9 protein-coding genes are annotated in these 11,852 nt (G+C 71.3%); 2 read left to right on the top strand and 7 right to left on the bottom strand.

The features are described from left to right. Positions 1 to 390: 390 nt before the first annotated feature. A complete protein-coding gene (locus FKD65_RS06595; protein ID WP_168220961.1) occupies positions 391 to 1,269 on the top strand; it encodes a DUF4231 domain-containing protein in 879 nt (292 codons plus the stop codon). Positions 1,270 to 1,314: 45 nt separating this feature from the next. Then, positions 1,315 to 1,791 carry a hypothetical protein gene (locus FKD65_RS06590; protein WP_141576636.1) on the top strand — a complete coding sequence of 159 codons (477 nt, stop codon included), beginning with the start codon at positions 1,315 to 1,317 and terminating at the stop codon, positions 1,789 to 1,791. A gap of 700 nt (positions 1,792 to 2,491) precedes the next feature. Here FKD65_RS06590 and FKD65_RS06585 read toward each other — a convergent pair. The 7 genes from FKD65_RS06585 to FKD65_RS06555 form a co-directional block, all read right to left on the bottom strand. After that, on the bottom strand, positions 2,492 to 3,232 hold the full coding sequence (locus tag FKD65_RS06585) for a phosphotransferase (RefSeq protein WP_141576635.1): 741 nt from the start codon (positions 3,230 to 3,232) through the stop codon (positions 2,492 to 2,494). Positions 3,233 to 3,322: 90 nt separating this feature from the next. Continuing rightward, positions 3,323 to 5,272, bottom strand: a complete 1,950-nt coding sequence (locus FKD65_RS06580; protein WP_141576634.1) for a hypothetical protein — start codon at positions 5,270 to 5,272, stop codon at positions 3,323 to 3,325. 345 nt (positions 5,273 to 5,617) lie between these two features. Next, the gene (locus FKD65_RS06575; protein ID WP_141576633.1) at positions 5,618 to 6,883 is read right to left on the bottom strand and encodes an MFS transporter; all 1,266 of its coding nucleotides are present in this window, start codon (positions 6,881 to 6,883) and stop codon (positions 5,618 to 5,620) included. Next, on the bottom strand, positions 6,883 to 8,139 hold the full coding sequence (locus FKD65_RS06570) for an ATP-grasp domain-containing protein (protein WP_141576632.1): 1,257 nt from the start codon (positions 8,137 to 8,139) through the stop codon (positions 6,883 to 6,885). The genes FKD65_RS06575 and FKD65_RS06570 overlap by 1 nt, the downstream gene beginning before the upstream one ends. Then, complete coding sequence (locus FKD65_RS06565; RefSeq protein ID WP_141576631.1) at positions 8,139 to 9,368, bottom strand: aminotransferase class I/II-fold pyridoxal phosphate-dependent enzyme; 1,230 nt, start codon at positions 9,366 to 9,368, stop codon at positions 8,139 to 8,141. Before FKD65_RS06565 ends, FKD65_RS06570 begins: the two co-directional genes overlap by 1 nt. 83 nt (positions 9,369 to 9,451) lie before the next feature. Continuing rightward, a complete protein-coding gene (locus tag FKD65_RS06560; RefSeq protein WP_141576630.1) occupies positions 9,452 to 10,645 on the bottom strand; it encodes an acyl-CoA dehydrogenase family protein in 1,194 nt (397 codons plus the stop codon). A 1,012-nt stretch (positions 10,646 to 11,657) separates the two neighbouring features. Next, positions 11,658 to 11,852: a hypothetical protein gene (locus FKD65_RS06555; protein ID WP_141576629.1), complete on the bottom strand. Its 195-nt coding sequence runs from the start codon at positions 11,850 to 11,852 to the stop codon at positions 11,658 to 11,660.

Raw genomic sequence — 11,852 nt, 5'->3', positions numbered from 1 at the left:
ATTGCCCCAGGCTCCTGCACCGTTACATCGCAGTCTGGTCGCATCCATAGGAGGAGCAAAACAACCTGCCCGATTGTACGTTGGTCGGCCATCCGTATCTCCGGGACATGAGGCAGGCATAGGGGAAGCGCATCGGGTTCACGCAAGAAGTGGGCATGGAAGACCCCCATCCGCTACGTTGATGGGTTGCCCCCAACGCAGCCGCCTGGCGGCCATCGCGGATTCTTCCAGTTGGCGCATCGTCCTAGCCGCCCGCTACTGCGATCTAAGCCGCCCGCATACCGCCCGGCAACGATCACATGGCCGGATCCGGCCTTCTCTGCTGCGACGGACCGAGCATTTATTCACAGAGGGTTGACAGAAAGCATTACTCTACTTCAACTCGAAGGAGTGGAGGCACTGGCGGATTCGCACTACCCCGCGCTCTTCCGAGCAGCTGACACCAGCGCGATCAGCTGCCAGCAGCGCCTGCTGGCGGCCACGGCACTGCGTCTGGTCGCCCTGCTGCTCGCCGCCGTGCTCGGAAGCTTCGACATCGTCGTGGGGCGGCTCGACGCGGCCGCGGTGGGCGCGGCAGGGACCCTGTGCACCGCGCTCGTCGTCGAGGTGTACCTCCTGACCGAACGGCCCGACCGCCAGTGGTACGAGTCCCGAGCGGCAGCCGAGTCCACCAAGACGCTCGCCTGGCGGTTCGCGGTCGGCGGCCAGCCCTTCGGCAAGGACGCCGGTGACGAGCGGGCGGCCGAGACGCTGTTGCTGCAGAGATTCGCGAAGATCCTGGGCAACCTGCACAGCCTCCCGTCACGAGGAGAGACCTACGGCCTCCAGGTCACCGAGGAGATGCGGGCCCTGCGGGCGCGACCCCTCGACGCCCGCAAACAGGCCTATCGAACAGGACGGATCGAGGATCAGAGCCGTTGGTACTCCATGCGTGCGTGGAAGCACGGGCGCAGCGTCTCCCGCTGGTCAGTGCTACTGGCATCGCTGGAGACGGTCGGCCTGATCGCGGCCGTCCTGAACGCCGTCAGCGTCCTGTCTCTCGACCTGCCCGGCATCGCCGGAGCCATCGCAGCGGGCGGACTGGCGTGGGTACAGACGCGGCAGCACCAGCAGCTGGCCACGGCTTACGGGATCGCGGCACAGGAGCTCGCCGAGATCGCCTCAAGGATCCGGTGGCCGGAAACCGAGGCGGACTGGGCTCACTTCGTGGACGAGGTCGAGGAGGCGATCTCCAGAGAGCACACGCTGTGGTGGGCTTCTCACGTGTGAACCGACGACCGTCCAGGGCCGGCCTAAACCGACGGAGGTAGTTGCATGCGCGTTGCCATGACCGGCCATAGGGACCTCGATGGACGGACCGCTCGCATGGTGGACGCGGGAATTCGGAGACTGCTCGCCCAGCGGACGACGGACATCACCGGTGTCACATGCCTGGCCGAGGGGTCTGACCAGATCTTCGCGCGGGCGATCCTGGCGATGGGCGGGAGACTCGAGGTCATCATTCCCGCGACCGGATACGAGGCAGGATTCGAGGACCGCGCGCGGCGTGATTTCGAGAAACTGGCAGAACGCGCGGCCGCGGTGCGGCGGTTGCCGTACCGGAGCCCTGGTCCGTGCTCCTACCTCCACGCCGGCCTGACGATGCTGGACGGCGTCGAGCGGCTCATCGCGGTATGGGACGGTGCTCCCGCCCGCGGCCGTGGCGGAACGGCCGAAATCGTCGAGCACGCCCGGCGGCGCCGCATAGCCGTGGACGTTTTATGGCCCCATGGAGCAACACGCACAACCTGAATTGAACGGGAATCGTCCGCACCACGTCGTGCGGCCCGTGTCCATACCCGGCCGGGCCTCTGGTGGGAGGTCTTTGGCCATGTTTTGCTTATCGCATCCGACCGTGCCTCTCGCGTTCCCGGCGGCGGCGCTCGGAAGAGCCGTCGGCAAGCGCGCGCAACCTCTCGGCGAACACCTCCACGGGCCCGCCTCCTGGAGGCGCCTGCCACTCAGCCGCACGGACGGCTGCGTCGCGGGCGGCATGCCGCGCGTGGGCGGGAAACCCAACTCCTACAGGCCAGACTCCGGAGCGCCGCTCCCGGAGTCAAGACGCGCAAAGCGCGTAATGCCGTTCAGGCCACACATGGCCTCACGTCGGCCGCCCCACGGTCCGGGCAGCACGATAAAGGCGCGTGCGTAGCGAAGGGAGTCCGCCTAGCTGGTCGTATTGCGTCATCCCTCGGATGTGTCCCAGAACAGGGCGAACGCGACCGCCGGCTCGGCTTCTCCCGGACGAGACGAGTGCAGACGCTCCGGGCGGCGGCCGGTCGGCGCCAAGCTCACCCCCGATCGCGACGAGTTCGCAGGGCTCGTGGCAATTCTGAAGCGCTGACGCCCGGGTACGACACCGAGGAACCCCAGGCCTTCGAGGGACCGGCTGGGGGCGCCGGAATGGAGTGAGGCCTGGGACGTGGGTTCCCGGTGCCTTCCGGGAGCGCACTTACGGCAGCAGACCTGCGGCCAACTCTGCGCGGTGCTGTCTGACCCAGTGATGGGCGGCTCGTACCTCGTCGACGGCCCCGCCCTGGCGAAGACGGACCATCGCCGGGTCGCCTGCCTCGGCGGCGGCGGCGATGCCGCGCCAGCAGCGGTCCTGCCACCACAAGATCACATCCACCAGCTCGCTCCGATCGGCCAGTCCATAGGCGTCGCAGATCAACCGCACCCGCTGAGCCACTGCCGCGACGTCATCGATGCCGGGCCCGAGCCCCAGGTACTGCCAGCACACGTGCGCGACGTCATGGACGCGCCGCCCGGGCGCGGCCAGGTCCCAATCAATGAAGGCCACCGGACGCATCCCCGCACCCGAATCCCGGTACACCGTGTTCTTCGGCGACAGGTCGTTGTGGCAAACCACCTCCTCGCCACCGGCCAGGTCCGTCGCAGCCGTCAGGTCGTGGAACTCCCTGACCAGCTCGGCGACCCGCCTCAGGCAGGCGTCGCTGTCGACCCGGATCGACTGAACCGGCTCCCACGCCACATGGCCGTCAAGGAAATTCAGCACCTCCCGCCCCTGGTCATCAATCCCCAGAAACCGAGGGGCGCCTTCCCAGCCATTCCGTTCCAACAGCCCCAGCAGCCGGTGCACGAACTGAGAACGAGCAGCAGGCCGCCGGCGCACCGTGTCACCTACACGGACGCACCCATTCACGAAACCGCCGGGCAACGAGAACTCAGCCACCGCACCGTCCTCCACCCTGCTGAGACGCCATGTGAGAACGCATTAGCCCTGGGCGGGCACCGGGGGGCGGCTGCACGTCGCGCAGGGCTCTCATTTGGGGTGGTACGAGCAGAGGAGCCCGGTCTGCACGGTGGCGCGCAGCTCGGCGCCGATGCCCGCGTCGGCGTCGGCGATGCGCTGCAGGACACGCCGGATGGCCTTCCCGACGGCGATCCGGGCCCGTTCCTCACTGCCGACGAAGCGCCGCGTCCGGCCGCCGAGGCCCGAAGCGGACGCGAGTTCGGCGATCAGCCAGTCGCGTTCGGCGCTGACGGCGGCGGCGCGCTCGAACCGGCCCGCCGACTCGAGTTCCTCGATCTCGGCGTCCAGCTCCGAGAGCCGCCGCTTGTAGCTGCGTTTGGCCTCGTCGTCCAGGACCGGCTGGGCGGGCGCGGCGTCGCTCGGGGAGGCCGCCGGTCCCATCGCCAGGGTGATCGCCGGTATCTCCTGCCCGGGGTTGTTGATCAGGGTGGCCAGGTGCCGCATGCCCACGCTGTCTCCCACCAGCGCGGTGCGCGAGCCCAGCGCGACGCGCCATTGCCTGCCCTGGCGTTCGCACACGAGCACCGGCGCTCGGTCGCCGGAGCGGCCCGCCTTCGCCGGTCGGCCGGACGCCTCGGCGGGGACCGGCATGCCCAGCTGTGCCGCTTCCTGCGCCGCCAGGTCCAGCGACGCCCGCGCGGCCTCGCTCCGCGGCCCGTCCCGGAGAGTGAGCGCCTCGCTCAGGCGCGTCCGGGACAGGACCACGGCCGGCCAGTGCCACAGCGCCAGGTTGCCGTCGACCGCCTTGACCAGATGTCCCACGGCGGTGTCCGCGTCACCGGTGGTCAGCGAGGCCACTCCCAGGGAGTGGTGCACCGAGCCCAGGCACGCTCCGCCGAGGCCCAGGAGCGTCGGGAGTCCCGCGAACGGGCTCAGCAGTTCGTACGCCTGGGACGCGGCCTCGGCGTCTCCTAGGAGATGCGCGACCTCGACGACCCCGTACATCGCGAACAGCCAGGTGTTGGAGCGCGGTGCTCCGTCCTGCACCCGGCCGCGCAGCCGGGCCAGCGTCCCCGCCGCCAGCCGCCGGTCACCGGAGTGGGCGGCGGCGATCGCGAGGCCCGCGTAACAGGCGTTGTCCAGGGGGCTGAGCACCGGGGAGCCCACCAGGTCCGTCAGCGCCGGGAGGCACTCGGCGATGCGGCCCTGGTACCACCGGATCGTGCCGATCTGCGCCGCGTACCAGCCCGTCGCGGAGACGTCGCCCGTCGCCTCCCCGCGCTCCGCGCAGGCGCCGGCCAGCGCCTCGGCCTCCTCGAACCGGCCCAGCCTGATGCTGAGCATCACTTCGAGCGAGTCGAGGACGCCCCCGGCGGCGAGATGGGGCCGCCGGGCGAGGAGGTCGCGCAGTTCCCGCATGCTGCGCTCGGCGTGCGGGTCGGCGCTGCTGAACAGGTCGACGACATGCCAGAGCAGCCCCATCAGCAGGTCGGCGCGGCGGCCGGTTCTGGACGCCTCGCCGATAAGCTCCTTGGCGAGTTCCAGCCGCAGCGCCCTGTGCTCGGGACCGAGAACGCAGTGGTGGGCGAGGCTCAGCGCTTCGGCCAGCGCTACCGGGTGGCCGGCCCGCCTGGCCTCCGCCACCAGGGCCATGATGGAGGCGTGCTCGCCGGTCGCGTAGTCCTTCTCGGCTGCCAGCCTGACTCGCAGCCGCAGGGCCAGGGAGGACCGCGGGTCGAGCAGCGACAGGGCGGTGCGCTGCCGGGCGCGCACCATCTCCGCGACGGCCGCCATGCGATGCTCGTGCACCCACAGCCCGCCGAGGCCCAACGCCGCCCGCGCCATCCCCTGCCCGTCGCCCCAGCGCTCCGCCTCGCGGTAGGCCGCGTCGAACCGGAGCCGGCTCGTCCGCAGATCCCCCTCGTCGAGCAGGGCGCGCTCCCCGGCCGCCAGAGATAACTCGATGGCGTCGTCACCCCGCGTGGCCAGAGCGACGTACAGTTCTCGTGAAGTCGTCACAGGCCCGTGCACCCCCAGGTCGTCGTCGGCCGTCACGGCCGTGCCGCGCGGTAGCCGGCCCTCGGTCGTGCGGGGGTTTTCGAACCGATGCCGAGCGCGTGCATCGTTCTACACGCAGAGCATGCCTCGCCGGTTCAGTGGATGAGCCTTCAACCCACTGGCCGCAAGTGGCCGCCTCGGGTGTCCGAGGGACCGTGCCGCCCCTCCCGCCCCGCGACGCCACACCGTTTATGGACTGCCACAGTCCGCCATCAGGCGATCTGCCACAAACGCCCAGGTAGAACGATGCAAGCGAAGATCAACCCTAAATGGCCGGGCTAGCGGCCGGGCGTGGACGTGACGGTGCTACGACGCGGTCGGCTCGAGGTCTCCCTTCCGGGCCCGCAGGTGCGGACGGTCGCGTTCGGCCCAGCGGACGACCGGGGGCACGGCCAGGCCGGTCAGGGCGAACAGGCCGCCGACGAGCCACCATCCCGGCACTCCCCATTCGACGCACAGGGTGATGAGCAGGGCGGGGCCGAGCGTGATCCCCAGGCCGAGGCCCATGCCGAACAGGCCCTGGTACTGGCCGACGGCGTGCCGCGGGGCCAGCGCGTAGGACAGTTCGAAGCCGGCCGCGGCCTGCCAGATCTCGCCGACCGTGTGGATGATCACCGCGATCGGCAGCAGCAGCATGGCGGTCCACAGGGGGGCGCCCGCCATGAGCGAGAGCAGCGCGGCGGCGACCAGGAAGGCGAAGCCCGCGCGGCGCAGCGTGCGGCCGCCGAGGGCGGGGGTGGTGATGCCGCGGCTCGCCCGGACCTGGAAGAGGACGACGATGACGGTGTTGATCAGCATCACCACCGTCACCGACCACTTCGGCGCCAGGATTCGGTTCACCAGCCACAGCGGCACGGCCGCGGTCAGCACCCGGTACTGGATCGCCATCACGCCGTCCAGCACGGTCAGGACGAGGAAGGGGCGGTCCCGCAGCGCCGCCCATCGCCGCCCGGCGCCCCGCGGCACCGGCATCAGGTACGGCAGGAACAGCACGACCAGCGCCGACGCCCCGTACGACGCGGCGCTGCCCGCGAGCAGCAGCACGTAGGCGTGCCGGGTGTCGACGGCGACGCCCCAGCCCGCCAGCAGCGCGCCCGCCGAGATCCCGGCGTTGGTGACCGAGCGCAGGTACCCGCGGAACTCGGCGGGTCGCTCCCCGCCGTACTCCTGCACGAGCGGGCCGCGCGCGGCCTGGCCCGCCGACTGCGCGGCGGCGCCGAGGCTCGCGAACAGCAGGAACGTCCAGAAACCGCGCGCCAGGCACAGGCCCGCCATGGACACCGCGCCCAACCCCAGCGTCAGCGCGTACACCGAACGGGCGCCCTTCCGGTCGGCCAGGTGACCGAACGGGATCCCGGCCGCCAGCGACAGCGCGCCCGCGAGGGTCAGCCCGATCCCCACCTGGGCCGCGGGCAGGTGCACCGCCCGAGTGAAGTACAGCACCCCGGCGGTGAGGTAGACGCCGTAGCCGACCGTGCTCACCAGCGTGGCGAACGCGAGCAGGCGGGCGGGGCGGCCGCCCTTCGGAAGCACTCCCGCGACCCGTCGGCGCGCGGCGACGCTGGGGATCATCAGGCCGCCGGCTCCCCGGGCCCGGCCCCGTCTGCCGTCGTCACGAACCGGACCGACAGCGCGAGCTCCTCGGCGATCTCGCGCGCCCGCGTCGAGGTCTCCGCACCGGTGACGATGACCGCGGCCCGGTCGCGGGAGCAGTGCACCGGGGGGATCTCCTCCCCGTGGCCGATCAGGAGTTCCGCGTGCAGTACCGCCGGATGGGCGCGGACCTCATCCCATCCCTCGACCGCCACGAGGGTGCCCGGCGGCGGAGTCAGGAAACGCATCGCCGCTCCGCGGGTGGGCCGGGGCGGGCCGGGTGCGCGCGGCAGGCCCAGCATGTCGTCGATGACCAGCCCGAAGACCTCCAGGCCTGGGATGGCGTACCCGAGCATCAGGTAGAGCCAGTCGCCGCCGAGGCGACCGTGCACCTCGCCGAGCACGACGCCGCCCGGCGTCAGCCAGAACTCGACATGGAAGGCCCCGACGCGCAGGCCCAGGGTGAGGAGCGCCGCGGACACCACCTCCTCGATCTCCTCACGCCGGGACTCGGGCAGGTCCGCGGGCAGGGCGTGCGCGGTCTCGACGAACAGCGGTGGGGAGGTCTTCTCCTTCGTGGTGACGGCCAGGAAGTGCGGCCGGCCGTCCAGGAAGATCCCCTCGATGCTGAACTCCGTCCCGGGCACGAACTCCTCGATCAGGAACGTGCCCGCGTCCGGCAGCAGCGCCAGCGCCGCGGGCAGGTCGGCGGCCGAGGACACCAGGCTCACCCCGATGCTGCCCATGGCGTCGCGCGGCTTGACGATCCACGGGCCCGGGGCGTCCCGCATGAAGTCCTCCGCGTCGGCGGCGTTCGCGCACAGCCGCACGGCGGGCTGGGCGAACCCCGCCTCGGCCAGCGCCGTCCGGCAGGCGTCCTTGGTGCGGATCCGGCGGATCACCTCGGGCGGGTTGCCCGGCACGCCGATGGCCGCCGCCGTCTCGGCCGCCGCGACCTGGGCCATCTCCAGCAGAGCGAACACCGCCGCGATGCGCTCACCGGCCGCGACGCGCCGCCGCGCCCACTCCGCGTTCTTCCGCGGATCGGTGTAGTCCACGACCGAGGCCTCATCGGCCGCGGCGACGATCGAGGGCGTGGCCGCCAGGACGGGCGCGGTGGTGGTGACGATCGTGCGGATCCCGCGCGCGGCGGTCTGCGCGAGCACCGCCTCGGCCATGTTCACGCTGAAGGGAAGGGCGCGGGCGCCGGCGACGAACAACAGGGTCGGCTTCATCACGCCGCCCCCGCCCCGGCCGGCTCGCGCCGCCCCAGGCTGTTGACCAGCCCGCAGAACCCCTCGATCTCCTCGGTCGTCATGTTCGAGCGCAGCATCACGCGCAGGCCCGCCCGGCCCCGGCCGATGACCGGGAAGAAGATCGGCGAAACGAAGTAGCCGGCGCGCATCAGGTCCTGCGCCAGCTCGACGGTCCCCGCCTCGGAGCCGACCTGCACGAACCGGATCGGCAGCCCGTCGCCGCGCTCGGCGGTGTCGACCAGGCCGTCGAAAAGGTCGATGTTGGCCTGCAAGCGGTCCTGCAGCCCGGCCAGCTCGGCGCTCCGGTGCAGCTCGGCCGAGGCGAGCACGGCGCCGAGCCCCGCGGTGTTGATCCGCTGCGACCACATCAGCGGGGCGGCGCTGCGCAGCGCGATGTCGACCCACTCCCGCGCGCCGCGGCGGCCGAGGAAGACCGCGCCGCCGGATGCGCCGAACCCCTTGTTCAGCGAGGTGATGATCAGGGTGCGGTCGTTGAACCCGTCCATCGTCTCCAGCACCACGCCGCGCCCGTTCCGCCCGACGGTGGAGGTGCTGTGCGCCTCGTCGAAGAACAGGAACAGGCCGTACCTCTCCTGCAGGCGCAGCAACTCGGCGATCGGGGCCACGCCGCCGGTGCTGTACACACCGTCGGCCACGTACGCGACCTGCCGGTGCCGGCGGCACAGGTCCTCCAGCGCCTCGACGTCGTTGTGCCGGATCGTGACGATCTCCGCCTCGTCGGCCACGCTCGGCTTCATCGCGTTCATGCAGAAGTGGGCGTTCTTGTCGAACACCATCAGCGGCGGGACCCCGTCGGTGAGCAGACCCGAGGCCACCAGCGGCAGGCTCGTCCAGGCCGCCAGGGCACAGGAGTTGACCGTGACCGCCTCGACGCCGAACAGGTCCGACAGCGCGGCCTCGGCGTCCTGCAGCACGCCGAAATGGAGCCTCAGGCGCGAGGCCGAGCTGTTGAGGGCCCCCTGGGCGAGCACGGCGTCGGCCGCGGCCCGGACGAGCCCGGGGTGCGTGTCGAGGCCGAGATAGGAGTACGACGACATGTTGACGAACTCGTGGCCGTCGGCCAGCACGCGGTGCCTGCCGTCGCCGATCCCGTCCACCGTGACGCCGAACAGTCCTGCCTTCTCTGTGACGTCCCAGAACTCGGTGCTGATGCGCACGGACTTCTTGAGGTTGAGGAACTGATGCATGGTGCTCTTGGTCTCCTTGGATGATGCGGAAGCGGCCGCGCCGGGCGTGCGGGGAGCCCGGCGTGCCCGCGGGTCGGGTGCGGTCACGCCGACCTGGCCAGGGGCCGCAGCGGGGGTTCGGTCATCGCCGGCCGCGGAGTCGTGTGGCGCTTACCGGAGCTGCGGTAGAGGGAGTCGTGGATGCCGTCGGCGAACTGCAGCGCGCCCAGGTCGCGGCGGGCCTTGGCGACCGGCGAGTCGGCCCGGTACCCCGAGGCCCCGAGCAGCTGTGCGAGCTCGGCGGCGGCCTGGCAGGCGGTGTCGACGCCGTGCGCCTTCATCTCCCAGCCCCACTGCTCGGCCCAGTCGGCCTCGGCGTGCGCCAGCCGCGCGGCGACGGCGGTGCCCAGCAGCGCGGTCGTCAGCTGGGCGTGCGTCCGGCCGAGGGCCACCAGTGCGGAGTCGCGCAGTCGAGGGAGGTCCCCGCTGCTTCTCCGGTACATGAGATGGGTGCTGGCTGCGTCGAACACGGCCGCGGCCGCGCCGAGCGCCGTGGCGGTCACCAGCGGCCGGTAGGCGGTGAAATGCCTGCGCAGCAGGGCCATTCCGTCGCCGCGCAGGACGTCGCGATCGGGGTGGACGGGCACGGCGTCCAGGTCCAGAACCCCCCACGTCCACCCGGCCAGGCCCGCCGGCGACACGGGCTCGCGGTACAGGCCCGGCTCGGCGGCGTCGATCGCCGCTGCGACCAGGCCCCCCTCCGGGGCCTGGAAGAACACCACGAACGCCGAGGCCTCGTCGAGTCGGCTGATCCACGTCTTGCGGCCGCTGACCAGCCACGTCCCGTCCGGGCCGGGCGTGGCGCGGGTCCGCGCGGCGGCCGGCCGGGAACCGCCGTGCGGCTCGGTGATGGCGACGCCCACGAGCGCGCCGGCCGCCAGGGACGACCCCCACCGCTGGCGGAGCGCGGCGCGTCCGTGCTGGGTGATCAGCCTGCCGTACCCGAGCGTCACCGCGTCCCGCAGGTCGACGTCCCGGTAGCCGCAGAGGAACTGTGCGAGGACCCCGAACAGGGGCGAGTTCATGGAGTCCAGGAAGCCGCGTTCCACCATCGCCAGCCGGACGGCCATGAGTCGACGCGAGCGCTCGGGTCCGTCAGGCAGGTCGACAGAGTGGATGGCGAGTACCTCGTCCAGTTCGGTCTCCAGGGCCGCCAGTCGGTCCCAGTCGACCTGGTCCGCGGGATCCAGGACCGGACGCACCGGCTGAAGCCAGGTGTCGATCGCCTCACCGGTCATGACCGGCCCTCCTGTCCACGCACGCCGGGCAACCGCTGACGGGCGCAGGGGGGTGATCGTGGGCCTTGTGGCGAGGCCAGGGTCTGCCGGAGCCGTGTGGTCGGTGGCTTCGACCAGCGAGGATGCAGGGGACCCAGGCCATGTCCAGATCCAGGAAGATCTCCCCGATCCGGGCCAAGTCCGTGCTCGGGAGTTCCCGGATGGGACCCCGCATCTTGATCTTGGGGAAGTAGTCGTCGGCAGTCATGCGCAGCGACGGGCCGTGCTGTGCGCGGTCCACCGCGAGGTCTTCCTCGGTGGCCGGGTCATCGAAGGCATCCACAATCGCGACCCTCGGGCCATGTCCGGGGCCGTACGTGGGCGACTTGTAGGCGCCTTTCAGATCGGCCGGCCCGCACCCGGGCGGCGCGGCGCCCGGCGCGGGGTGGGCCCCCTGCCCCATGTGTTCGCTGGACGGCGGCGGACACAAAGCCTCAAGCTTGGACATGTCCGCACTGCCCCCTCGAGGGGCGGCCATCACCGCCGACCTGCACCGTCTCCGTGAACTCCGCATCGGTCCCATCGCGCCCTCCTCGGAGCGATGCCCGGCGGTCGCCGGGCGACCATCGCCCCATACCAAAGGCGTTCCATCCCGTTCCATCTCGTTCCACCCAAGGAACGGGAGTGTCCAGTTACCGGCTCTGTCGCTCTTTCGGCGGTGCCGGAGCCTGAGGCCTATCCGAGGAGGCTCAGGCCGACGATGCTCGAAGAGCCGCCGCGCTTACGCGAGAGGCACGCCCAGCGGGCGGCGCGCCCTCACCTCCGCCGGCCGGCCCGAACGCGCAAGCGCGCCTGGCAATGGCTGACTTCCCGAACGCGTGGGCTCCGCTGCCGCAGGATGCACAAAGCAGATCAGCGCCGTCGGCTCCCACGGGTCCAGTGCGCTCCGGTCGTCGACGTCCGTGATCGAACGGCTCTTCATTGCGCGGCCTGCCAGCACTCGCCGCATGGAGGGGCTCCTCTCGCCGGTCGCTCATTTCCGCTCTTCGAGCTGGAGGAAGGCGCGCTCGAAGGCTTCTGGGTCGGCGGTGTGGAGCAGGTCCATCAACCCGTCCACGTCGGACGCCGAGATCAGGACGCGCCCCGTCGCCCTCCAGATCCCCTCCCGATCCAGCGTGATCGACCATTCAGGGAAGAGATGCTGCAGTAGCAGCAATGTGACTTGCAT

This window comes from Actinomadura sp. WMMA1423 (genome assembly GCF_006547145.1).
Classification (GTDB): Bacteria; Actinomycetota; Actinomycetes; order Streptosporangiales; family Streptosporangiaceae; genus Spirillospora.
Note: the sequence above shows the minus strand (reverse complement) of the source record. Positions and strands in the feature narration are given on the sequence as shown.

Bases quoted from the DNA above. Each gene is read 5' to 3' on its own strand.
- FKD65_RS06560 (WP_141576630.1), bottom strand. From the start codon at position 10,645: ATGACCGGTGAGGCGATCGACACCTGGCTTCAGCCGGTGCGTCCGGTC.
- FKD65_RS06570 (WP_141576632.1), bottom strand. From the start codon at position 8,139: ATGAAGCCGACCCTGTTGTTCGTCGCCGGCGCCCGCGCCCTTCCCTTC.
- FKD65_RS06590 (WP_141576636.1), top strand. From the start codon at position 1,315: ATGCGCGTTGCCATGACCGGCCATAGGGACCTCGATGGACGGACCGCT.
- FKD65_RS06555 (WP_141576629.1), bottom strand. From the start codon at position 11,852: ATGCAAGTCACATTGCTGCTACTGCAGCATCTCTTCCCTGAATGGTCG.
- FKD65_RS06565 (WP_141576631.1), bottom strand. From the start codon at position 9,368: ATGCATCAGTTCCTCAACCTCAAGAAGTCCGTGCGCATCAGCACCGAG.
- FKD65_RS06575 (WP_141576633.1), bottom strand. From the start codon at position 6,883: ATGATCCCCAGCGTCGCCGCGCGCCGACGGGTCGCGGGAGTGCTTCCG.